At 61.8% G+C, this 24286-nt stretch carries 18 protein-coding genes and 1 tRNA gene; 13 read left to right on the top strand and 6 right to left on the bottom strand.

From position 1 onward, the window contains the following. The first annotated feature begins 1 nt into the window (after position 1). The 5 genes from JXA24_03860 to JXA24_03840 all read left to right on the top strand — a co-directional run bounded on the left by JXA24_03860 (position 2) and on the right by JXA24_03840 (position 9150). On the top strand, positions 2-2320 hold the full coding sequence (locus JXA24_03860; GenBank protein MBN1282888.1) for a hypothetical protein: 2319 nt from the start codon (positions 2-4) through the stop codon (positions 2318-2320). A gap of 87 nt (positions 2321-2407) precedes the next feature. Then, on the top strand, positions 2408-3811 hold the full coding sequence (locus JXA24_03855; protein MBN1282887.1) for a sodium:alanine symporter family protein: 1404 nt from the start codon (positions 2408-2410) through the stop codon (positions 3809-3811). Positions 3812-3889: 78 nt separating this feature from the next. Continuing rightward, complete coding sequence (locus tag JXA24_03850; GenBank protein MBN1282886.1) at positions 3890-6853, top strand: intein-containing RctB family protein; 2964 nt, start codon at positions 3890-3892, stop codon at positions 6851-6853. A gap of 585 nt (positions 6854-7438) precedes the next feature. After that, entirely contained in the window at positions 7439-8236 is a 798-nt protein-coding gene (locus tag JXA24_03845) for a type IV toxin-antitoxin system AbiEi family antitoxin (GenBank protein MBN1282885.1), read from the top strand. Next, positions 8233-9150, top strand: a complete 918-nt coding sequence (locus tag JXA24_03840; GenBank protein MBN1282884.1) for a nucleotidyl transferase AbiEii/AbiGii toxin family protein — start codon at positions 8233-8235, stop codon at positions 9148-9150. The genes JXA24_03845 and JXA24_03840 overlap by 4 nt, the downstream gene beginning before the upstream one ends. A gap of 238 nt (positions 9151-9388) precedes the next feature. Here the strand turns inward: JXA24_03840 and JXA24_03835 are convergent. Next, positions 9389-9459: transfer RNA gene (locus JXA24_03835), tRNA-Gly, on the bottom strand. Between the two features lie 178 nt (positions 9460-9637). Here JXA24_03835 and JXA24_03830 point away from each other — a divergent pair. The 4 genes from JXA24_03830 to JXA24_03815 are packed head-to-tail and all read left to right on the top strand — an operon-like array spanning position 9638 to position 13726. Further along, a complete protein-coding gene (locus JXA24_03830; protein ID MBN1282883.1) occupies positions 9638-10051 on the top strand; it encodes a response regulator in 414 nt (137 codons plus the stop codon). 31 nt (positions 10052-10082) lie between these two features. Beyond that, on the top strand, positions 10083-12344 hold the full coding sequence (locus JXA24_03825; protein ID MBN1282882.1) for a xanthine dehydrogenase family protein: 2262 nt from the start codon (positions 10083-10085) through the stop codon (positions 12342-12344). Between the two features lie 12 nt (positions 12345-12356). Then, the gene (locus JXA24_03820; protein MBN1282881.1) at positions 12357-12839 is read left to right on the top strand and encodes a (2Fe-2S)-binding protein; all 483 of its coding nucleotides are present in this window, start codon (positions 12357-12359) and stop codon (positions 12837-12839) included. Next, positions 12839-13726: a xanthine dehydrogenase family protein subunit M gene (locus JXA24_03815; GenBank protein ID MBN1282880.1), complete on the top strand. Its 888-nt coding sequence runs from the start codon at positions 12839-12841 to the stop codon at positions 13724-13726. The genes JXA24_03820 and JXA24_03815 overlap by 1 nt, the downstream gene beginning before the upstream one ends. On the opposite strand, the gene JXA24_03810 is transcribed toward JXA24_03815, so the two are convergent. Both JXA24_03810 and xdhC read right to left on the bottom strand, forming a co-directional pair. Then, positions 13723-14343, bottom strand: coding sequence for a nucleotidyltransferase family protein (locus JXA24_03810; GenBank protein ID MBN1282879.1), 621 nt, complete (start codon positions 14341-14343; stop codon positions 13723-13725). The genes JXA24_03815 and JXA24_03810 overlap by 4 nt on opposite strands. Before the next feature lie 26 nt (positions 14344-14369). Next, entirely contained in the window at positions 14370-15161 is a 792-nt protein-coding gene (gene xdhC / locus JXA24_03805; protein MBN1282878.1) for a xanthine dehydrogenase accessory protein XdhC, read from the bottom strand. A gap of 327 nt (positions 15162-15488) precedes the next feature. On the opposite strand from xdhC, the gene JXA24_03800 reads away from it, so the two are divergent. From JXA24_03800 to guaD, 3 genes are all read left to right on the top strand, one after another. Further along, positions 15489-17588, top strand: coding sequence for a phosphoribosyltransferase (locus JXA24_03800; protein MBN1282877.1), 2100 nt, complete (start codon positions 15489-15491; stop codon positions 17586-17588). 141 nt (positions 17589-17729) lie between these two features. Beyond that, positions 17730-18182 (top strand): hypothetical protein, encoded by a 453-nt coding sequence (locus JXA24_03795; GenBank protein MBN1282876.1) that lies wholly within the window; start codon positions 17730-17732, stop codon positions 18180-18182. A gap of 80 nt (positions 18183-18262) precedes the next feature. After that, entirely contained in the window at positions 18263-19534 is a 1272-nt protein-coding gene (gene guaD, locus JXA24_03790) for a guanine deaminase (GenBank protein ID MBN1282875.1), read from the top strand. Here guaD and JXA24_03785 read toward each other — a convergent pair. Together JXA24_03785 and JXA24_03780 are read right to left on the bottom strand one after the other, a co-directional pair. Continuing rightward, positions 19531-20625: a DUF748 domain-containing protein gene (locus tag JXA24_03785; GenBank protein ID MBN1282874.1), complete on the bottom strand. Its 1095-nt coding sequence runs from the start codon at positions 20623-20625 to the stop codon at positions 19531-19533. The genes guaD and JXA24_03785 overlap by 4 nt on opposite strands. Positions 20626-20651: 26 nt before the next feature. Then, on the bottom strand, positions 20652-21206 hold the full coding sequence (locus JXA24_03780) for a (2Fe-2S)-binding protein (protein ID MBN1282873.1): 555 nt from the start codon (positions 21204-21206) through the stop codon (positions 20652-20654). Between the two features lie 111 nt (positions 21207-21317). Here JXA24_03780 and JXA24_03775 point away from each other — a divergent pair, with 111 nt between their 5' ends. Beyond that, on the top strand, positions 21318-21962 hold the full coding sequence (locus JXA24_03775) for a hypothetical protein (protein ID MBN1282872.1): 645 nt from the start codon (positions 21318-21320) through the stop codon (positions 21960-21962). A gap of 10 nt (positions 21963-21972) precedes the next feature. Here the strand turns inward: JXA24_03775 and JXA24_03770 are convergent, their stop codons facing one another. After that, on the bottom strand, positions 21973-24225 hold the full coding sequence (locus tag JXA24_03770) for a xanthine dehydrogenase family protein molybdopterin-binding subunit (protein ID MBN1282871.1): 2253 nt from the start codon (positions 24223-24225) through the stop codon (positions 21973-21975). Between the last annotated feature and the right edge of the window lie 61 nt (positions 24226-24286).

Here is a 24286-nt window from a genome sequence, read left to right as displayed (position 1 = left end):
GATGTCCGCGGGTGAAATACACAGGACCGGGACCGATGCGGCCGCCGCCTCGAAGGTCGAGGCGCGTTCCTCCTCGGCCGTTCCGGTCGATGCCCTCTCGGGCGCGAATGCACCGTGCGTTTCGACCCTGAAAGACGTGTTCACGCCCGAGGCAAGGCAGTCGATATGGAATCCCGAGGATGCTGCGCCCAGATCGGTCTCAGCCAGGACTGCGCCGCATGGGCTGATGCTTTCCCCTGCGGAGTTCGTCTCCCCCAGGCTCGACAGGATGGGATTCGAGGGAGGCTGGCGCGACTCCTTTGAAAAGCTCTTCCACGAGAACGTGCGCGCCATGCTGGATCCCTCCGCAGCCTACGAGGGCGGCGTCACAGAGTCGGCGAGGCTCTCGGAGGCGGAGCTCGCAGAGGCGTTCGACCGGTCGACCGAGCAGTTCTCGCGCATTCGCGGCACCGCGTTCGCGAACGAGATACTCCCGGAGTTCATGCCGGGAGTGATCGAGGAGGGCCTGAGAAGCGGGATCCCTGTGGATCGGATTCCGCATGCGATCGAGGAGGTCTGGAGCGAGCGGACGATAAAGCGGGTCCGTGTCGCCATAGAGGAGGGCCTGCTGAGGATGGCGGAGTCAATTGCGGAGAAGGGGCCGCAGGGCTCAGTGGCCGAGGTCAGGGAGCCGTTCAAGGCGAGGGTGCAGGATGCGGCGGTCGCCACCGGCATGGGCGTGGGGACATGGCTCGCCGCCGAGGAGGCTGCGGAGCTGCTCGGGATAAATAATCCGACGATGCGCTTCGCGTTCGTCATCTACACCATGCACTACGGCATGCAGGGCATCGATGCCGGGATGGAGGTGGCGAAGTCAATACGCGCGGGCGAGGCGGCGGGCGCAGCCATTCGCGCCAGGATTGCCACCGCGGTCGCTGGAGAGACGGTCGCTGCGAGGGCGGCGACGCTGGCCAGGGGCGCGGGCAGGGTGCCGATCGATCTCGTGCGCGGCATCGGCGTGGGGCTCCTGATGTCAAAGGCGGTGGGTGGGCTCGCCGACAAGGCGGGCGTCGACCCCGAGATGGCATCGCTAATTGCGACGGCGGCGTTCTTCTCCGAGATGCCGATCAACAGGCTGACCGGAGGAAGGTTCGCGCAGGCGTGCTCGAGGTTCGGGGTCGCGGCTGTGGGGGAGATCGCGGCTATCGCTATGCTCGCCGAGGTCGCCGCCGAGGGCGCTGCCATGGCTATGAGGGGCGACGACAATGACTATGCGCTCTCGCTGGAGAGCAGAGCGGCCGATGCAAATGATGAGATGATGTGGGATCGATTTGTCCATGGCGTCGCCGACTGGCCTTCTGCCCTGCAGAGCGGCGCCTACGTCCTTTACGGGTTCTCCGAGGTCGCCAAGGCGATTGTCGGTTTCTTCCTTCCTGGCGCGATGATGAGGCTGAAGGCTGTCAACTATACCCTCCGGACTGGAGGAACAATCGACAGCACCATAGGCAACGACGAGTTCTGGAAGAAGGATCAGGATCAGGCGATAAAGATATCCAGAGATCTCCCCATGAAGCTGAGGGGCGTGCTGGAGCGCGGTCTCTACGGAGACGACCTGGACCCCGAATTCTACAGGTCGGTGGATTTAGGGTGGATCAGCGAGGCTGCAGATCCGGACAACAACGACAATGCCGGTGCGTACATCGAGTCGGGTGCCGCGGCCGTGAGCACGGACATCGTATCGCTGCACTTCTTTGGGTATTCGAGCGGGGAGAGGATCCGCGGGATGTTCGACAGGGACGGCTTCGACGAGATCGAGATGAAGGAGGGCATGGAGGAGGAGTTCCTCAAGGAGTTCGTCGCCCCTGCCTACAGGCTTTCGAGCGGCTCCTCAGCCGACGAGATCAGGGCCGCGGTCATCAGGGCCCGCAAGAAGAACCTGGTCGCCGCCATCCTCGGCGCCGACTTCAAAGGGGATGCGAAGAGGCGCCGCGATCTTCTGAAGGCGGCTGCGGAGGCGGGCGTCCTCGACCGGGAGCTGGGCTTCGACCCCGCTATCTTCTCCGAGACGATAAAGGATCTGGCCGTCGCCGCCGGGGCTGCTTCCGACGAGGCCGACAGCGAAATGCTCATACGCGTCATGGCGCACCACATGGGACACCTCGAGATGGAGAGGATGAAAAGATGGTCGGAGGGCCTCGACCCCTCGAACTTCACCCGGCGTATAGATATGCTCGAAGCGGCGATGAAGAAGGGCAGGGATGAACTGCACAGTATGGAGGCCCTCAAGACGATACTGAGCAGCCTCCCGCCCGTCGAGGCGGCGGTCAAAAAGGCCAGGTGATTTCAGCGCCCCCCGATGGCGCGTTTTTCTTTTTGCCACCCTTTATCCTTTGAGATACAGATAGGGGCGTCCTGCAAAGGAGGCCGCATGCCAGAGATACTCTCCGACATCTTCGCATATGTCACCGGCCCGGTCCTCATCGTCGCCCTGCTGGGCACGGGGATCTTCCTCACCATAAGGACGCGCTTAGTCCAGTTCCGCGGCTTCGCCGAGGGGGTGCGCATAACCGCCGGCAAGTACGACGATCCGAAGGTGGCGGGCGACGTCACCCCCTTCAAGGCGCTCTGCGGGGCGCTGTCGGCAACCATAGGCGTGGGCAACATAGCGGGCGTGGCGGCCGCGATCGCGCTGGGCGGTCCGGGGGCGGTCTTCTGGATGTGGGTGACCGCGTTCCTCGGCATGGCGCTCAAGTTCGCCGAGTGCACGCTGGCGCAGCACTACCGGACGATACACGCCGACGGCACAGTCTCCGGCGGCCCCATGTACTACATCGAGAGGGGGCTGGGGCATCGCTTCAGGTTCCTCTCGGTCATCTTCGCCTTCTTCACGATCTTCGCCTGCTTCGGCATAGGCAACATGGTCCAGGCCAACCAGGTCTCGCAGATACTGGGGGTCACCTTCGGCGTCCCGCACGTCATCACCGGCATCGTCATCACGGTGATGACGGGGCTCGTGATCGTGGGAGGCATGCGGCGCATAGGGCAGGTCGCCGGCATCCTCGTCCCGTTCATGTCGATCGCCTACGTGGGCGGAGCGGTCTACATCCTTGGCATGAACCACGCGCACATAATACCAACACTCGGCAGCATCTTCTATCACGCCTTCAACCCCGCCGCGGCCGCGGGCGGCTTCGTGGGATCGGCGATCATGCTCACCATGCGGGCCGGGGTCATGCGCGGGCTCTTCTCGAACGAGTCGGGGCTGGGATCGGCGCCTATCATCCACGCCACGTCGAAGACGACCCCTCCGGTGAGGGAGGGGCTGGTCGCGCTGCTCGAGCCGTTCACCGACACGATAGTGATCTGCACGATGACCGCGCTGGTGATCCTCACCTCCGGCAAGTGGATGAGCGGACTGCGCGACGCGCCGCTCACGTCGGCTGCGTTCGGCGCAGGCTTCACCGGCGGCGAGTACATCGTCACCATGGGCATCACGCTGTTCGCCTACTCCACCGCCATCTCCTGGAGCTACTACGGCGACCGCGCGGCCGAGTACCTCCTGGGCCGCAAGGCGATCATGCCCTTCCGCCTCGTCTACTGCATCGTCCTCTTCTTCGGCGCGGTGGCCGGCACCTCCTACAAGTGGATCGCCACGGTCTGGGCGTACGCGGACATCGCCAACCTCCTCATGGCGTTCCCCAACCTGATCGCGCTCTGGCTGCTCTCGGGCGTTGTCGCAAAGTCGCTGGCCTCCTACATGAAGGGGCGCAGACTCCCCAGCGGCGATTACGAGGGCTATCCGGCGCCCGCCAACGTCTTCGAGAAGTCGTAACGATGTCATCGCTAGGAGCCCCTGCCTGCGGGAGGCAAAAAGGGGCGACGCGGCAATCCCTTGCACAGGGAGGTTGACATGGACCTCGAACGCATCCACGACTACGCGTGGCGCATACCGAAACACGGCAAGATGCGCGTGGACGGGATCATCTTCGCCTCGCGCAGGATGCTGGACGACATCCTCAAAGACGAGAGCGTGCAGCAGGTGATCAACGTCGCCACGCTCCCGGGCATCGTCCGCGCGTCTCTGGCAATGCCCGACATCCACTGGGGCTACGGGTTTCCTATCGGCGGCGTGGCTGCGTTCGATGCGGACGAGGGAATTATATCCCCTGGCGGAGTTGGTTATGACGTGAATTGTCTGACCGAATATTCAATGATATTAGATAGTTACGGCTGCAAACGACCTGTGGCCTCCTTCCAGAATCCACAGTCCACTGATATCCTGCCGTGTCTCGACAAATTGAGCGGACTTGAGCCGGCCAGAATCAAGGCGTTTATCAGGAGGTCGTCAGGCGGAAGAGTGATTCGCCTCACGACCGAATCAGGTAAGATACTTGAAGCAACACGTGAGCATCCGGTACTCACGCCTTCAGGTATGATACCGATCGGCGAAATCGCAGAGGGCGAAGATGTCGCTGTCTATCATTTTGAAGGAGTTCCTTTTGAGCCGCCTCAGAAAGATGTAATTGTCGATGATGCCGACATCCTGTCCGAGTTGAGGCAGATCGGAAGAGGCAGACACGGCAATTCCTCCCTTCAGGTCATAAATTACCTGAGAAAAAAAGGGGTCCTCCCCCTGAGATACGATTCGCCTCAGCTGCCCCATTTGTTGCGCATTCTCGGCTTCATTTTCGGCGATGGCACGCTTTATCTCGAAAAGGGAAGACGTAGGTATGTGGCCGGTTTCTATGGGAAGGAAGATGATCTCCGATCAATACGGTATGATGTCCTGGCTTCGGGTTTCACTCCTTCCCCGATATATCATCGAGACCGCAGACATTCGATTCAAACACACTACAATGTTTATGAATTCGAACGAAGAGAATCTTTCTTCTTTGTGCGGGGCAATGCCTTTGGGACGCTTATGTCGGCGCTGTGTGTGCCGGTTGGCAGGAAAGCCGAAGTCTCCTATAAAGTTCCTCGATGGGTAAAGAAGGCGCAGCCCTGGCAGAGAAGGCTGTTTTTGGCAGCGCTCTTTGGCGCAGAGCTCAGCACGCCCAGGACGATGACCGGGCACGGTCGCAACTTCAATTGTCCGGTACTCGACATGAACAAGCGTGAAGGTCTTGCTGAGGACGGAAGAAAATTCCTGGGCCAGATTTCCAGGATGCTGCGCGATTTCGGCGTGGAGACTCTCAAGATATCGGAGAGGAAGGAATCGACCTCAAAGAGAGGTGGGCTTACGTGCAGGCTTCGGCTGATGCTCTCCGGACGCTGCGAAAGCCTCGTCAATCTTTATGGCAAAATCGGTTTTGAATACAATAAAGCGAGGCAGGCAAGGGGAGCGGAGGCGGCGGCGTATCTCAAGTTCAAGGAACGCCACCTCATCCTCAGGGAACAGCTGGCCGACAACATCCGCGATTACGTGAGGATGACCGGCACAGATTCCAGATCGGCATATGCCTATTTCAAAAACTGGGCGCCGAATCTTCAGTTTGTGCAGAGGTCGATGAGCGAAAGGTCGACGCGCGTGAGGGTTGTGGAGGGTTTTCAGACATTAGAGGAATTCACACGCAACAGCACTGCTGGTCTTGGTGGAAGCGGCTGCGTGTGGGAATCCGTGATTGCTGTGGATGAGGAGCCTTATGATGGGCCGGTGTATGACTTCACCATGGACCACCCCGCCCACAACTTCATCGCAGACGGGTTCGTCGTCTCCAACTGCGGCGTGCGCCTGCTGCGCTCCGATCTTGCGGTCGACGACGTCAGGCCGCGCATGCGCGAGATCGTGAACCAGCTCTTCCGCGACATCCCCACCGGAGTCGGCTCCCATCACAAGAGTTTCAAGCTGGGTCCTGACGACGAAAAGCACGTGCTCAAGGACGGCGCGGAATGGGCCGTAAGCCACGGCTACGGCGAGGAAGCCGACCTCGCCTTCATCGAGTCGGCGGGCTGCCTCCCGGGTGCCGACCCGCAGGCGCTCTCCGATCGCGCAAAGCAGCGCGGCCGCGACCAGCTCGGCACGCTCGGTTCTGGCAACCACTTCGTGGAGGTTGAGGAGGTGGTGGAGATCTACGACGAGCAGGCCGCGAACGTGATGGGGCTCTTCCCAGGCCAGGTCGTGATCACCGTGCACACCGGCTCGCGCGGGCTGGGACATCAGGTCTGCGAGGACAACATCGAGAGGATGCTGGCGGCATCGCGCAAGTACGGCATCGAGCTGCCTGACAAGCAGCTCTGCTGCGCGCCGGTGGATTCGCCCGAGGGCAGGCAGTACTTCGCTGCCATGGCTGCGGCGGCCAACTTCGCATTCGCAAACCGCCAGGTCATCACGCACTGGGTGAGGCAGGCACTCGAGCACGCGCTGAAGATGGGGCCTGCGGATCACGGCATCAGGCCTGTCTACGACGTGTGCCACAACATCGCCAAGTTCGAGGAGCACATGGTGGGGGGCAGCTCGCAGAGGCTCTGCGTGCACCGCAAGGGCGCCACGCGCGCCTATCCCGCGCGCCATCCCGAGGTCCCGGCCGCGTATCGCGGGATCGGCCAGCCGGTCCTCATCCCCGGCGACATGGGCCGCTACTCGTTCGTGCTCGTGGGCACTGCGCAGGCCATGGAGGAGACCTTCGGCTCCACATGCCACGGCGCCGGCCGCCTCATGTCCAGGCACGCTGCCAAGCGCGCATGCCGCGGCCGCAACATCGAGCAGGAGCTGGCGGCCAAGGGGATCGTCGTGCGCGGCGCGTCGCGCGACACCGTGGTCGAGGAGGTGCCGGAGGCGTACAAGGATGTCGCGGAGGTCGTGGACGCGGTCGTGGGCGCCGGCATCTCGCGCAAGGTAGCAAAACTCAAGCCCATGGGCGTGATAAAGGGATAACGGGATTTGTCATTGCGAGGAGCCCGAAGGGCGACGCGGCAATTCCCGAAATTTTGCAGACGGGGCGGTTCGGGGCGTTTTCTCGCTATCCCTCCTCGCCTCATACGCCGGCTCGTCGGGGGCTTTCGTCGGCCGGTTCATGTAGGCTACTGAATCCGGCCTCCTCGAGCCACGCTTCGAAAAGCGCCGCCGAACCGCCCCGTCACGTTGGCATCTTGTGCTAGGCCTGCATTCCTTCTCCCTTGCATGCCCTAGTCACTAGCTTCATCCAAGAGCCAAGTATGATGGGATCGCAGGGACGAAGGAGAATAAAGGACGCAATGGTTTAGGGAAAGATGACCTTCCCCCCAGATTGTCTAATTGCGGCGTGATTACAGAGGGTTATGAGCAGCGCTTTTCTGTATTAGATTGCAACGCCGGTTGCAGCCCTAAAAAACTGCAACCGGCAGCTAACAATCCAATAGTATGTCTTTGAGCTTATTGATACTTTAAATAAGTGATCATTTGTAAAGCAAAACTAGACATATTAGCATTAAATCAAACTGACTATTGATTTGGGTTTATTTTGATGCTAATATGTAAAGCATGAATAGACAAAGTGGCACTAAATTAAACCGGATTCTCAAACTATGGCCCGCAAAAACGGTGGCGGTGTATTCCTGGCTTGAAAAACAGGATGTCTCCCGGCAGCTCGTGAATACCTACCAAAAAGGTGCGTGGCTCAAGAGTGTCGGACGGGGGGCATTTGTCCGCTTCGACGAAGCCGTCGACTGGACAGGCGCCCTTTACGCACTCCAAGAGCAGTTGCGCCTGCCCGTACATGCCGGCGGGAAAACGGCGCTTGAGCTGACCGGCTATGCGCATTTTCTCCCCCTGGGGAAGAGACCGAAGGTTTTTCTCTTTGGCTCTCCCCTGACAAAGCTCCCCTCATGGTTCCAGAAACACGATTGGGGCGTGGAGACAGAGTATTCCATGACAGACCTCTTCCTTTCAAAGAAGGGCGAATCCGGGCTCACCAGACACAACCTCGACTCATATGCCATATCCATATCCGCTCCTGAACGTGCCATCATGGAGGTCCTCTACCTCGTTCCCCAAAGACAATCCTTTGAGGAAGCGGGACTCCTGATGGAAGGCATGACGACCCTCAGGCCCAAGCTGGTTCAGGAGCTGCTCGAGTCGTGCAACTCAATAAAGGTGAAGCGGCTCTTCATCTTCATGGCCGCACACTATCGTCATGCCTGGGCAGGCAAGCTGAACCTTTCAAAAGTGGATCTCGGCACTGGAAACCGCTTGATCGTCAAGGGCGGACGCCTTAATAACAAATACCGGATAACTGTTCCCGAGTCGTTTTCCGAAGAGGAAGAAGGAGCGGGCGCGTGAAAGGAACCCCATTCTTCAAACAGGCCGAACTCGTGCTGCGCGTCCTGCCGCACCTCCACGACGAAGAGCGATTTGCCCTGAAGGGTGGAACGGCATTGAACTTCTTCGTGTTGGACATGCCGAGGCTCTCCGTCGACATAGATCTCACCTTCCTGCCCGTGACTCCAAGGGACGAAGCGCTTCAAAACATCAGCGATGCCCTGGAGAAGCTGGCGGACAGGATCAAACGCTCCATGCCTGATTCAAAGATCGAACGAATAAAGGCAAAGGGCGAAGTCCGTGTCACCAAACTCTTTGTGCGCAGGGAGGGTGCGCTCATCAAGATCGAGCCCAACGAAATCATACGCGGCACGGTTTTCCCGTGCGAAGAGCTGACGCTTGCCAAAAAAGCCGAGGACCTCTTTGAGCTGTCCGTAAGCGCTCATTTGCTTTCCATCGCGGACCTCTACGGCGGCAAGCTCTGCGCCGCCCTCGACAGACAGCATCCGCGTGATCTCTTCGACGTCAAATTGCTCCTGGAAAGCAGCGGATTAACGGATGACATCCGCAGGGCCTTCGTCATCTATCTCGCCAGCCACAATCGCCCGATGAATGAACTGTTAAATCCTTCATGGCAGGATATCAGGCAGACGTTCGAAAACGAGTTCAAGGACATATCAGCCGTCGAAGTCACATGCGACGACCTGATAGCCACACGGGATGCATTTCTTAAGGAGCTGCTCGGTTCGCTGACCCTCGTTGAGAGGCAATTCCTCCTGTCCATCAAGAAGGGTGAACCGGAATGGGACCTCATGGGTTTGGACGGAATCGACAGACTGCCTGCCCTGCAGTGGAAGATACAGAACGTTCGAAGGATGCCCAGGGAGAAGAATGTGAGGGAGCTCACAAAACTCAGGCGGATTTTGAATCTCTGACCCCACAGGGTTGATACCCGGTTGATACCGGGGTCTTTTTTTGGCCGCCAACCTTTTGATTCTCAAACAACTCTTTGAGCGGGCGATGGGAATCGCCGGCGCGCACTCCCCACGCGCCGGCACTTCATCATTATATGCACTCCTACGGAGTGCTTTAAACCGTTGAAGGTCGGAACCAGCGGCTTCGAGCGACACCACACCGCTCAAAAAAAAGACCCCTTTGGGGGTCTTTTTTCTGAGCGGGCGATGGGAATCGAACCCACGTATGAAGCTTGGGAAGCTTCCATTCTACCATTGAATTACGCCCGCTTTTGCGGCCAGCCCCTATAACACCGCACCGGGCACTGCGCAAGGGCATCGTTCCCTGGCATTCCTTAGCTCTAAATCAGCATGATTAACCATATAAATCAGTTGGTTGTCTGAGTCTCCCGTTCAGGGTATATAGGTTTTTTATTGATTTTATATTATAATATATGAAGAGGAAACCATGGGGGACTCTTCCGACATGCTGTCCGGCAAGGGCAGGGTGAGGATCCTTGTCATAGACGACAACCTGGACATGCTCTCCATATACAGGGAGATGTTCAAGGACGAGCCGCGCTACGAGGCGGACCTCATGAGCGACGCCATGCAGGGGCTGCGCAGCCTCGAGGACGGCCGCTACGACATGATAATCCTCGATATCATCATGGAGCCGCTCTCCGGCGAGTCGTTCTTCGTCTATCTCAGGGGCAACGAGAGCACGATGAAGATCCCGGTGGTGATAGTGAGCGTGCTGGAGCCGGCCTCCCTGGAGGCCCTCAAGAGGCTCAACCACACCACGATCCTGCAGAAGCCGATCCGCAAGGAGGACCTCTTCGGCGCCATAGACAAATTCATCTCGCTCTACGGCCACGCTTGATTTCGCACCGCCCTGCCTGTAGAAAACCATCATGCCTTTCGTGGGGGAAAACGTCGTCCGCACCGATGCGGTCGAGAAGGTGACCGGCGCCGCCAGGTACGCGGACGACATAGTCCTGCCCGGCATGTGGCACGGCGCTGTCGTGCGCGCGCCCATCGCCCGCGGCAGGTTGAGATCTCTCACCCTTTCGCCCTCGTTCGAGTGGGGGCGGGCGGCGGTCGCCCGCGCCGAGGACATCCCGGGAAAGAACTGCGTCGCGATGATCGAGGACGACCTCCCGCTCATCGTCACCGGCGAGATCAGGCACGCCGGGGAGGCGGTCCTTCTCGTCGCCGCGCCCACGCGCGAGCTCGCCCGGGCCGCCGCCGCTGCAGTCGAGGTGGAGTGCGAGCAGCTGGCTCCGGTCCTCACGATGGATGAGGCGAAGGCGGCGGCGATAAAGATATTCGGCAGCGACAACGTGGTCCACCGCTGCGAGATCCAAAAGGGCGACGTGGATTCGGCCCTCTCCGGCGCCGACCTCGTGGTGGAGGGGACCTACGAGACCGGTTCGCAGGAGCACATCTACATCGAGACGCAGGGGATGGTCGCGCGCTGGGAGGGGGGGCGGCTCTTCGTTGAGGGCTCCATGCAGTGCCCGTACTATGTCTCGCGCGCCCTTTCGGTGCTCACCGGCGTGCCCGAGGACCGCATCTCGGTGCGACAGTCAGTGGTCGGCGGCGCCTTCGGCGGCAAGGAGGACTACCCGTCGATACTCGCCGGCTACTGCGCGATCCTCTCCCGCAAGTGCGGGCATCCGGTGAAGATCGTCTACGACCGCGACGAGGACATAAGGTTCACGACCAAGCGGCACCCCTCGCGGGTCCGCCATCGCACGGGCGTTGCGAAGGACGGCACCCTCGTTGCGATGGACATCTCCTTCGAGCTGGACGCCGGCGCGTACGTCACCCTCACGCCGGTCGTGCTCTCCCGCGGCGCCATCCACGCGGCAGGACCGTACCGCTGCCCCAGCGTGAGGGTGAGGGCGGCCGCCTACGCCACCAACACCCCGCCCAACGGCGCGTTCCGCGGCTTCGGCGCTCCGCAGGCCCTCTTCCCGGTCGAGGTACACATGGACCGCGTGGCGGAGGCGGCGGGGCTCTCCCCGCTCGAGTTCCGCAGGAGAAACTGCCTGAAAGTCGGCGACACCACCGCCACCGGCCAGAGGCTCACCGAGAGCGTGGCGGCGCTCAGGGTCCTCGAGGAGGCGGCGCGGCGCTCGAAGTTCGAGAGGCTCGCGAAGGGGCATAAGAAGATCTCGGGCGCGATCAGGCGCGGGGTCGGCCTTTCGCTCTTCATGCACGGCGCCGGGTTCACCGGCTCCGGCGAGGCGGTGCTTCGCGGAAAGGCGGCGCTGAGACTGGAGCCCGAGGGGAAGATCTCGGTGCTGACCGCGTGCACCGACATGGGGCAGGGCGCGCACACGGTGCTTCGGCAGATGGCCGCGGACCAGCTCGGGCTCGACATCGGGCTCATAGAGCTCCCCACGCCGGACACCGCGTACGTCCCGGACAGCGGCCCTACGGTGGCATCGAGGACCACGATGATCATGGGCTCGGTGCTGGCCAAGTGCGCGGCGAAGCTCAGGGCCGAGCTGTTCGAGTTCGCATCGGGTGAGTTCGGGGTGAGGCCGGAGCGGCTCTCCTTCGAGGGCGGCGCACTCATGCACGGCAGGAAGCGGCTGGCGGACGCCTCGGAGCTGATCAGATCCTACGCCTTCAAGAGAGGGGTCTATTCGGTGACCGAGGAATACGAGCTTCCGCCCGGGATAAAATGGGACGAGAAGAGCTATCGCGGCGACGCCTATCCGACATATTCCTGGGGATGCGACGTGGCGGAGGTCGAGGTGGACATGGACACCTTCGAGGTCCGCGTGCCGCGCATGTGGCTCGCGCAGGACCTCGGCCGCGCGATCAACCCGCTCATGGCGGCGGGGCAGGTCGAAGGCGGCACGCTGCAGGCGCTGGGCTGGGCGCTGATGGAGAGGGTGGCATCGAGTTCGGGGATCGTGAGGAGCGACAGGCTACAGACCTACATCATACCGACCTCCGCCGACGCCCCTGAGATGGAGACGATCCTGGTCGAGGAGCCGTACAGCCGCGGCCCCATGGGTGCCAAGGGCGTGGGCGAGCTGCCCATGGACGGGCCGGCGCCTGCGATCGCGAACGCCATATACGCGGCGACCGGCATCAGGGTGTCGTCGATACCGATCACGCCGGAGAGGCTGTACGAGGAGTGGCGGAGGATGAAATAAAGGGGTGTCAGGATGTCGAGCGTCATCAAGAAGATAATACTCAACGGCTCGGAGCGGATGGTCGACGCGCCGGAGGACATGCGGCTGCTCGACGTGCTGAGGCAGAGGCTTTCCCTCACCGGCACGAAGGAGGGCTGCGGCGAGGGGGAGTGCGGCGCATGCTCGGTGCTCCTCAACGGCGAAGCGGTCAACTCCTGCCTCGTGCTCTGGGGGCAGCTCTCAGACGGCGCGATTCTCACCACCGTGGAGGGGCTCGGCAGCGCCTCGCACCTGTCCCCGCTGCAGGAGTGCTTCGTGAAGGAGGGCGGGGTGCAGTGCGGTATGTGCACGCCGGGCATGCTCGTCTCCGCCGAGGCGCTGCTCATGAGGAACCCCAAACCCGCGCGCGGCGAGATCGTCAGGGCGATTTCAGGAAACCTGTGCCGCTGCACCGGCTACAAGAGGATAATATCCGCGGTGGAGGAATGCTCGAAGCTCAAGAAGGGGAAGCGCTGATGGCCCTTGAATACCACAAACCGGCGAGCGCGGGAGAGGCGATCGGCCTCATGGTGATGCACAAGGGCAGGGCTCAAGCGCTCGCCGGCGGCACCGATCTGCTGGTCCGGCTGCGCACCGGCGCCGCATCCCTCGAGGGGCTCATAGACCTCTCCGCGATAGAGGAGCTGCGCGGCATCGCCGAGACGCCTGAAGCGGTGGAGATCGGCGCGATGGAGACTCACGCGAGGATCGCCGCCGACGATGCGGTGAGAAGGCACCTCCCCGCGCTCGCCTGCGCCTGCCTCACCGTCGGCGGCGCGCAGATACAGAACCGCGGCACCATAGGCGGCAACGTCATGAACGCATCCCCGGCCGGCGACACGCTCCCGGTCCTCCTCGCGCACGGCGCGGAGTTTCTCGTGAAGAACCTCGAGGGGGAGCGGTGGGTCCCGGCCGCGAAGTTCTTCACCGGCTACAGGAAGACCGCGGCCGAGGCGGGCGAGCTCCTGGCGCGCATCCGCATCCCCAAGGCCGACAGCAAGGAGAGGTCGGCCTTCTACAAGCTCGGGCAACGCAGGGCGCAGGCGATCTCCAAGGTCTCGATGTGCGTGCGGGGCCGCATCCGCCACGGCGGCATAGAGTGGATGAAGATAGCTCTCGGGAGCGTGGCGCCGGTTCCGGTCCGCGCGCCGGGCACCGAGGCGCTGCTGGCCGGGAAGGTGCTGAGCGAGGGGCTAATAGAGGCCGCGCGAGATTCGCTCTTCGACGAGATCTCGCCCATAGACGACATCCGCTCCACAGCCGACTACAGGAGGTTCGCCGCGGCCGGGCTGCTCGCGAGGTTCCTTCGCGAGGCGCTCTCGAGGCCGGGCCTCTTCGGGGGGAAGGGCCGCCGGCCCGCCTAGGGGCGGATCTTCTCGAACTCCTTCCAATCGTCCGGCGTGTTTATGTTGCGGCAGATGTTCGGATCGCCCACCGGCAGATAGATCGTCCTGCGGCTTTCCTTGAGCCTCGCGTCGAGCCTCGAGGAGCTGTCTTTCGGGTCGAGCGCCGCCAGCGACTCGCAGAAATTCCTGGACAGCCAGACCGGGTGGCCGCGCCTGCCCTCGTGCTCCGGGACCACCGCGTCCAGGTGAGGGTTGCGCAGCGCCGTCTCGATGAGCGAGGCCACGACCTCACCGCGGACCCCGGCCGAGTCCACGGGCAGCACCACGGCGCCGGATGCGCCCTGCTCGATGGCGCCCTCGATGCCCCTCACGAGGGATGAGAACTGGCCGTCCCGCCAGCCGCTGTTCTCTATCCATTTCACGTCGAGCGATGAGTTGCGCTCCCTTATCGCCGCGGCGTCGGCCCCCACCACCGCGATCACCCCTTCGCATCCGGACGAGACGAGTAGCCTGCGCTGGAGATCGAGAAGCGTCTCCCCTCCGGCCGTCTCGAGATTGGCCTTGGGGCTGCCCATGCGCTCGGAGGCGCCTGCTGCGAGTATGATGCCGATTATGGAGTGACCCGTTGCCTTCATCTGTGCCTCCACTCACCACTCACAAATCACAACTCGAAATGACACCTTCCCTCGTCAAAGTCATCCGGCTTTTCCTGGAGCTGAATCAGCTGCGCCACTATGGCCACCGCGATCTCGAACGGCGTCTCCCCCCCGATGTCGAGGCCGATCGGCGCGGTGACGCGCGATATCTGCTCCTCGGAGAAACCCTCCGACCGGAATCTGTCGCAGAAGAGCTTCCACTTGCTGCGCGAGCTGATCACGCCGAGGTATTTGAACGGCCTGCCCAGGCAGAACCGCGCGATCGACTCGTCGTGCACGTGCCTGTGGGTGACGCAGATTATGTGGAGGTCGTCCGCGAAATCGAGGGTGGGCAGAAAGTCGCCCGGCAGCATGTTCACCCTCTGCGCCACCGCCTTGAACGCCCCGACCGAGAGCCTCTCCGCGCGCTCGTCCACGAGCGTCACTTCGAAGCCGGCCTCTGCGAGCATCGGGCAGAGCTTCTCGGCCACGTGCCCCGCCCCGAAGACCACGATCCTCCTGGGGGGCGAGACCGGTTCGAAGAATATCTCCACCGAACCTCCGCACGGCTGGACGCCGTCCTCCGTGAGGTCGTATCTTTCGACCCCTGGCGCGCGCCTGCGCATCGCCCTGCGCGCCTCTTCGATCGCCATGTGCTCCACGCCGCCGCCGCCCACGGTGCCGAAGCTCGCGTCGGCGGTCACGATCATCTTCGCGCCTGCGCGCCTGGGCGCGGAGCCCTCTGCCCGCACCACGGTGGCCCGGCAGAAGGGGATTCGGGCCGCTTTGAGCTCTGCCGCTTTTTTATCGAGGTCCATTGTTTTAAGCATTAGCATTCATTGTGGATAACTACCAGTAACTATCAGCTTGTTTCTGGTCAAATGACGACCAGTAACTATCAGCTTGTTTCTGGTACGCACCGCTGCCAGGTCATGGGAAGACGACCTTATGTATCTTATTGATATTCTTGGTTAATTAGATCGACACAGTATGAAATATACCAAAAAATATGCCATATTTTATGCCAGGTCAGCAGTAAGAAGTGGATTCATGCTGCCAGGGTTCCGAGGGGGGTCAGAAGTAAGGCAACTTTTTCAGGTTATTGCCGAAGACATAATAAGAGGAACAAGCTCAAGGGAAGGGGTATGAGCAATTTAGAGCCATCTTTGATTCGATCGTTTTCCTGGTCGCCGATCCTTTCAGGGCTAATGCCGCTCTCCAACATAAGGCCTGCGACATCTGTTTTTCATGCAGATGATGCCGCTGCGATCAGCGCTTTTAAAAGGCTGGCCGAGACCCGCGAGCCCGTCGGCTCAGGGCTTATCTCTCGAACCGCACAGAGCTATAGCGAGGCCATCTCGCCGGCCGAGGCAGGATTTCGCGGCTTTATGGAGGATCGCGACGAGTTTCTTGAAGCGCTTCGTCAGAACCCATTCCTGGTCGAGTTCGCCGAGCGCAGGCTCGGACTGGCCTTCGATGATGAGGCTTTCTTAAGGCAGATGAATTTGATGGCACATGGGCTGCTGAATTCAGCGAGGTCTCAGAGTGTGGTCCTCACGCCGGATGAGAAGAGATTCCTGATAGAATATGCGAATGCGAATGTCAGCAATAAGCGAGATAGGTGTTTTGCTCGTAGGGCATTCGCAACGTTTCATGATTTTGCCGGATTGCGCTCAATCGTAGATTCGATCGGCGACAGATCTCATCGTGACTGGCAATTGGCGGTGCATGACCTTGAATACTTTGATGCGCTTGAAATACCGGAATCCGACCTGCGCAATATTCAAGATGGCGCTCTTTTTTTCTGGGGGTCGTTTTTCACTGCGTTTGAGATGGCTATGCGTGAACGCTCCCGGACCTTTGCCGCGAGCAGGGGGTGTCGAAAATTTGATCAAAATGCGTTTTCTCAGATTCAGCTGGCGCGCGACCTCACGATTCTCTCGAGATCCTATGATCTCGTGGTGCCTGTCGCACGTGCAGGCCTCTTTTCAGGGGCGATGGCCGAGGTCCTGGGCCTCAAGACGCTGGTCATTGATGTGAAGGCCCACAATCGGAAGAGGCCCAGGTCCCGCTTCATAGATAAAGCCGGGCAGGAGGATATCGAGGGCAGGAGAATACTGCTCCTGGACGACGATGTCGTCACGGGTGCGTCCGTCAGGGAGGCGGTCAGGCTGCTCCGGCCCTATAAACCCGCTTCTATCGGCGTGTACCTCAATCACAGTACGGAGACGTATTCCAAGCGTGAGGCGGTGGCAGGGCTGGAGGGGCTCGGCATAGCGGTTCATCACGCGGCCAACATGCCGGACACCCCGTACCTCCCCAGCGTGTATCTGCTCCACGAACGAATGAACACAACGCTTGGGAGGTTGAGAAACGCCCTGCGTTCCTTCCGCGAGATATTCATCGTCAATGGCGCCAGGGGCGAGGTCATGGACGCGGTCAGGGAATTTATCCGATCGCAAGAGGAGCTATACTTTTCCATCAACCATTTTCTCCCCGGCGCGGAAGAGGTCCGAAGGTACATCGTCAGCAGATTGGAAGGCATTATCAATTTGTACATGGATAATCGTGCGTTCAATGAAGTCCTGAGTCCCGGCGCTGATCGATCCGTAGGGAGCGCCTCTCTCTATGCGATGAGGCTCATCAAGGCTGACTCGCTCCTCCCGTATGGGACGGCGGAATATCTGGCAAGGGGGCGCTATATCGAAATGGGCTCCAGGCTTGCCGAACAGCGCGGCGTGAAAAACGAGCATATCCCTCATTCCTACGTCGCCTCCTTCCGCACCGCCCTCAAGGCGGCGGCCGACGGCTACGACGCTGCCCTGATCGTGGGGCCGGAGGGGTTTGCATATGAGCCGATCTTTGCGGAGCTTGGCCTCAGGACGGTTGCGATAAACATACCGGAGGCGGATTTTGACGGGGAGCGCACGCTTACGGCGCTGGACAAACTCTCCGGGCTGAAGGGAAAGCGAGTGCTGGTCGTGGAGGACGACGTGCGTTCCGGCGCGACGCTGCGAAAGATTCTTGAGATGTTCAAGCGACGCATGCCTTCGCACCTGGGGCTGTACCTCGGGACAGATATGGCACGGCAGTACCTGGAAAATATACCCGCTGAGTTCAAGAGCCGCTATGTTGCGACCGGAAGCTCAGATGGCGATATCGAATTTCTCAGACACCTCGACAAGCGCGAGGTCCTGTTCAAGAGAGACCCTCAACTCTGGCGCAGGCGCATCGGCCTCGACTGACTGTCGCCGCCTCTGACGCTTTATCAAATCGAAAGGGGAACGGTTTTGTAAAAGTTTGATATCATTTGGTTATTCAGGTCGGCGCGATGGCACCGTCCTTGCTCATTTATCCCCTCGTGGATCGGTCGGACAGGAGGGGGCATGGGCAGGCTGTATTCTTGCATCATAATATTGATGATCGGGGCGATTGCCGCGGGATCGGTCGAGGCGGGCGTTAGAAGGCGCGTGAGCCGCGCTGCGCCGGCCGCTGCAAACTCCGCAAAGTTCGAGGCGAGGGGGCAGATCAAAATCGAGCCGTTGCCGGAGCTCGCGCATCTCATCTTCGAAGCCAGGGTCGCCGAACCCTACAGCGCGGTGCTGACAGCGACCGGCGGCAAGGGTTACGGGTACGCCTGGGGCCACAGCGTGCTCCCGGTGGGCCTTTTGCTCCAGATGGACGCGGAGGAGGAGGGCAAGATATACGTCGAGGGCGTGCCTGAGAAGGAGGGCGCCTTTGAGATAAGGATCAAGGCGACCGACGTGGTCGAGCCCTCGATAGAGGGCGAGTTCGTCTACACCCTCACCGTTTCGCCCCACCCGGCCATGGCCGAATGATCTCTCCTTGAATTTTCCACGCCCTGCGCGTAGCCTCTGTTCTCAGAGGCTGAGAGGCTGAGGCCGGTCGTGGGGGGCGAGTGGGAACTGAGTCGCAGACGATCTTCAGGGGCCGGATAATCAATCCCGTCGGTCCGGACAGGGTCGATGACATCCGCGACGGCATGCTCGTCGTGGACGGCGCGGGCCGCATCGCGGGATGCGGGCCCTTCGACGGGAAGGCGAGGGGGAGTCTCGTCGATCTGTCCGGGCGGCTCATCGTGCCCGGCCTCGTGGACGTGCACTCCCACATCCCGCAGCTCGACGCGAGGGGCAAGGGCGGGGCCACGCTGCTCAAGTGGCTGGAACGCTATATACTCCCCGCCGAGGCGGCGTTCTCCGATCCTGCGGTGGTCGCCGACGTGGCCACCCGATTCTTCAAGAAACTCATCCTCAACGGCACCACGACCGCGGGGCTCTATTCCAGCGTTCACGAGGACGCGACCGATCGCTGCTTCGAGATCGCCTACGGCTCAGGCGTGCGCTGCTTCATCGGCAAGGTGATGATGGACCGATTCGCGCCCCCTGAGCTCATCGAAAATACCGTCGAGTCGCTCGCCGCGAGCGAGAGGCTGGCAGCGCGCTGGCACGGCGCTGCCGACGGGAGGCTCTCCTACGCCTTCACGCCGCGTTTTGCGCCCGCATGCAGCATGGAGCTGATGCGCGGCGCGGCGAAGCTCGCGCGGGAATCGGGCGCCTATTTCCAGAGCCACATAGCGGAGACCGTGGAGGAGAACGCGCGCGTGCGCGAGCTCTTCCCGAGGCACCGCGACTATGTGGAGCTGTTCGAGGACGCGGGCGCGCTGGGGCCGCGCACGATCCTCGCGCACGCGATACATCTCTCCGAAGACGAGTTTTCGCGTCTGGGAAAGTCGAAGACGAAGATAGCGCACTGCCCCACCTCCAACTTTTTCCTCAAGAGCGGCGATATGCCCGCCGACAGGGTTGAGGCGGCCGGGATAGAGTACGGTCTGGGCACGGACGTGGGCGCGGGGACATCGATGTCGATCTTCACCGCCATGCGCCATGCGGACTACGCTCAGGCCCGCGCGGCCGTGGGCCCCAGGAAGGCGTTCTGGCTCGCCACGATGGGGGGCGCGGGGGCGATGTCCATGGAACGGGACACAGGCAATCTCGCTCAGGGGAAGTTTGCGGACTTCAACGTGGTGGACATCGCGGGTATCGATCAGAGCTATCGGCCCTCGGACCTCGACGCGGACGAGATACTGTCCCTTCTCATGTACCGGGGGGACAGCCGCGCCATTGAGGCCACCTACGTATCCGGGAACAGACTCGATGTCGACGCGATTTAGCGTCTGAACAGGCCCTTCATTCCGTCGCCGATCGCCTTCGTCCTGCTCTTTATCTTCTCCGCCGGGCTGAGCAGGTCCGGTATCGACCTCGCCTGCGCCAGTATCCCCTCGCCTATGCCGGCCGATATCCTGGAGCCGACGCTGAAACTGCCCTCCTCGATGTTGCCGCGCACCGTCACGTCCGCCTCGATCGGAGCGCGCCTCTTGAGCACGAAGGCGTTGATGAGGTCGCCCTTCACGCCGCCCCCGGCCTTGAGGTTGTAGATGGTCGCGTGGTTGTTCGCGACCAGCTCGCTCTTCTTCGACGTGGCCTGGCTGGTGATGGAGATGCTGCCGCCGACGATCGGGAAGGGCGCGCTGCCCGCGTAGAACGACCGGTAGTAGGTGATCGGCGAGTTGCCGATTATGGAGCGGAGCTTGAAGTTCACCCCCTCGCCGAAGAGGTTGAGCCTGCCCTTGACGTTCAGGCTGCCCTTGTTCTCGTCTATCTTCGCGTTGATGGCCAGCTGCGTGGGGAGATCGTCGTCGTCGCCCTGCTTTGAGATGTTGCTGATCGTCATGTCGAGACTGCTCAGCCTGAGCCTGTGCCCGTCGACTTTGTCGACGTAGGAGACATCGCCCCCGCGCACCTTTACGGAGTCGACCCTGACCTCCCACTCGCTTTCCTTGTCTTTATCCTCAGCCTCGGCCTTGCTGTCCTCTTCTCCAAGATCGAGCGCGTCCCAGTTGTACCCGGCGGCCGAGCTGCGGACCACTTTGATACTGGGATTGACCAGCACGATCTTCCGCGCGTGGATCGCCTTCCTGAGGAGGTCCCACGGCGCGAGCGAGACGTTGAGCCGCTCCGCGCTCGCGAGCAGGCTGGCCTCGTCCTCCTTGCCCGCGGGGTAGATCTTTATCCCCTTGAGCGCCAGCGACGCGGCGGCGACGTTTATGCCGTAGTCCTGTATCTCTATCGCCAGGCCCAGGATGTCGTGCCTCTGGCGCTCGATCGCGTTGAGCGCCCCCCTTGCCGCGAAGGAGATGACCCCGGCGAGCAACGCCAGCACTGCGATCGCTATGAATATCCAGGTATAAGCCCTCTTTTTCATCTCTTTCCCCCGTGTCCTTTTTTCAATCAGCGCGTCGCTTTCATCTCGAGGGCGGCCTTCTCCACCGCCTCGAATATCTGCTGGTAGCCTGTGCACCTGCAGAGGTTCGCGGCGAGCGCCCTCTTTATCTCGTCCCTCGTGGGCGAGGGGTTTCTGTCCAGCAGCGCCTTTGCGGCCAGCACCATGCCCGGCGTGCAGAATCCGCACTGTATGGCCCCGCAGTCCATGAACGCCTGTTGGATCGGGTGTAGCTTGTTGCCGTCAGAAAGACCCTCGATGGTCGTGATCAGTGACCCGTGACCCGGGACCCGTGACCCGGGACCCGGAACAGCATTTCCTGATCCCTGGTCCCTGATCCCCGATCCCGAATTGCAGGCGACTTCGCCGAGTTTGATCCTGCAGGAGCGGCGGGGTTTTCCGTCGATGAGCACGGTGCAGGCGCCGCAGGCGCCGATGCCGCAGCCGCGCTTGGTGCCGGTGAGGCCCAAATCCTCCCTGATTACGTCAAGGAGCGACCTCTCCGCGGGCGCGGAGACCTCGATCCGCCTGCCGTTTATCTCTATGGTGAACTCCGCCGCCATCTCCACCCCGGACGGTGTATTCTCTAATAATTATCCGATTAGAATGAAAGCGGAAAAATTCCGCCGATTTGCCTTTTCCCTTTGCGCCCCTATCGGGTAAAATCACAGCCGTTGAAGCTTTCGGCCATCCATCTCGCTCTCGCCGCAGCGCTGCTCTGTGCTGCGGGCCCGCTTGCTGCGGAGGAAACGGCTTCCAAGGCGGGGCCGGGCGCTGCCGCGCCCGCGGAAGACGGGTGGCAGCCGATCATATCCGAGGACGGCCTCTTCAGCGTGGAGATGCCGGCGGTTCCCGTGTTCAAGACGAGCGTCAACGAGTATCGAATCGGCGAGATCGAGGAGAACTCCTACGCGCTTGAGTTGAAGGACTCCGAGTTCGTCGTGGAGTACATCGATCTCCCGGGCTTCGTCACGATATTCGGCAGGGGGATCATCTACAGGATGGCCAAGCGCAGCTTCCTCAGGGAGGCACGGCTCGGCGAGACCGGGTGGGCCGATATCGATCTGGGTCCGCTCGGCGGCAAGGAGCTCTCGTTCGAGCAGGAGAGGCGGGGGAGGCCCTCTGCCCGGTCGGGGAGGGCCAGATTCGTGCTCGCGGGCCGCAGGCTCTACGTGGTCGCCGCCTCCGCCGAGCCGGGATCCGAGGCCGCCGGATGGGTGGAGCGGTTCCTCGATTCGTTCGAGATCCACGCCCTCTCCTCCCGGCGCCGCGTGCACAAGTACTGGGAGATGAGGCAGGAGGGGACCGCTTCAGATTAGCCTGCACAGTTCATTTCTTCAATGCTGAAACGACCTTTTCGGGCGTGATCGGGAGGGAGAAGATGCGCCTGCCGGTCGCGTAATATATCGCGTTCGCCACCGCCGCGCCCATGAGCTCGTTCACCGGTTCGCCCAGCGACTTGGCGCCGCAGGGGCCTGCCGGGTCCGGGTTCTCCACGAGGATCGCGGTCATCTCCGGGACGTCGGTGGTCCTCGGTATGCGGTAGGTGTTGAGGTTTGTGTTCTGTATGACGCCGCGATCGTGGCGCACCTCCTCCATCAGCGCGAACCCCAGACCCATCATTACACCGCCGAACACCTGTCCCGCCGCCATCTCGGGGTTTATCGCCCTGCCCACATCGTGCGCCGCGACCACCCTCTCTACCTTCACCCTGCCCGATTTCGGATCCACCGTCAGGTCGCAGGCCTGGCATCCGTAGACGTATGTGAAGTATGCGTCGCCGTGTCCGTCCTTTTCGTCAAAGGAAACCGGAGGGCCGTGCCACGTGCCGAGCGCGTCGAGGAACACGTGTCGCTCATGGCATGCGGCTGCGGCATCCTCGAACGGGACCGTTTTTTTGTTCGATGGGTTGCGTATCCGCCCCTTCCCGAACTCGTACCCCTTCCCGGAGGCGCCGATGAGCTCCGCAAGCACAGGCGCCATCCTCTCCTTTATCTTCGCGCATGCGTCCAGCACGGCGTTTCCTCCGACGATCGTGCCGCGGCTGGCGACGGTCGGCCCGCTGTCGGGGATCGAGGCTGTGTCCGTGTCGACGAACTCCACGCGCTCAGGCGCGATCCCGAGCTCCTCGCAGAGTATCGTCGTCATCGCGGTCTTGAGTCCCTGGCCGTTCTCGCTGACGCCGACGTCGAGCACCGCGGAGCCGTCGGGCTGGATGTTTACGACCGCTGCGCAGAAGTCCTTGCCCTCGGCCCCGAGCGAGACGCCGCGGAAGCTCGCTGCGAAGCCGGCGCCGTAGAGCAGCCCGTCGGCGCGGGGCGTGCCCCTGGAGCAGGCCTCGAAGGCCCGCTTCCAGCCGAACTCCTCGAGCGCCCTCTCGGCGACCTCGGCCATGGAGACCTTGTGGCCGGTGAGTTTCTGACCGGTGTGGGTGATGGATCCCTGTTTGAAGAAGTTGAGCTTCCGAAACTCGTATGGGTCGAGGCGTGCCGCCTCGGCGCACATGTCCACGAACGACTCGCAGGCGAATACGTGTTGCGGGGATCCGAAGCCGCGCATGGCGCCGGTGAAGGTGTTGTTCGTGTAGGCCGCACGGGAATCGCAGTGCACGTTCGGCACGACGTACGGCCCTGCGCACTGCACGGTCGGCCGCCAGATGACGAAGGGCGATGAGGAGCAGATCGGCCCGGCGTCCGCGGTGATGTCGACCTCCATGGCCCTGAGCTTTCCCTTTGCGTCCATGCCCGCCTTGTAACTGAGCTCCATGGGGTGGCGCTTGTAGCTCTCCCGCATCGACTCCTCGCGCGTGTAGGTGATCTTCACCGGCTGCTTCGTGCGCAGCGCCAGAATCGCCGCCCTGGCGCATATTATGGATATGGTGTCGTCCTTGCCGCCGAAGCCGCCGCCAAGCGTGGTCTGGATTATGCGCACGCGCGAGAGGGCAAGCCCTGTTGCCGCGGAGACGAAGCGGCGCGTGGTGAACGGGTGCTGCATGCCGCCGTGGACCGTGACCGAGCCGTCCGGCTCCGCGACAGCGACGCACGACTCCGGCTCCATGTAGGCATGTTCTATGAAGGAGGTGCGAAACTCGGCTTCGACGACGCGTTTGCTCTCTTTGATTGCCGCCGCCGCATCCCCCTTTCTCACCTTGAAGGCGGTGACGACGTTGGAGCGGCCCTCGTGTATGGGGTCCGCGCCCTTCTCGAGCGCTGCGGCCGGGGAGAGAATTGGTTCAAGGGGCTCGTACTCCACTTTGATGAGGGCAGCTGCCTCGCGCGCCGCCTCCGGGGTCTCTGCTGCGACCATCGCCACCACGTCGCCCATGTATCTGACGCGGTCGGCTGCGATCACCTGCTGGTCTGCGATGATCCCGCCCACCATGTTCGAGCCCGGCACGCCGGCCGCTGTTATCACGTCCACTATGCCCGGGTGGGCCAAGGCCTTCGATGTGTCGATATTCTTAATGATTGCGGAGGGGTGCCCGGAGTGCAGCGGGGCTGCGTAGAGCATTCCAGGGAGTTTCAGATCGTCGGCGTAGATCGCCCTGCCGGTCACCTTCTCGTATGCGTCGATGCGTTTCACAGGAGAGTAATCTAGGTGCGCAGGCAGGCCATTGTCAACCGATACCGTTGCAGTCTCATAA

Source organism: Pseudomonadota bacterium, assembly GCA_016927275.1.
In the GTDB taxonomy this organism is placed as follows: domain Bacteria; phylum UBA10199; class UBA10199; order 2-02-FULL-44-16; family JAAZCA01; genus JAFGMW01.
Note: the sequence above shows the minus strand (reverse complement) of the source record. Positions and strands in the feature narration are given on the sequence as shown.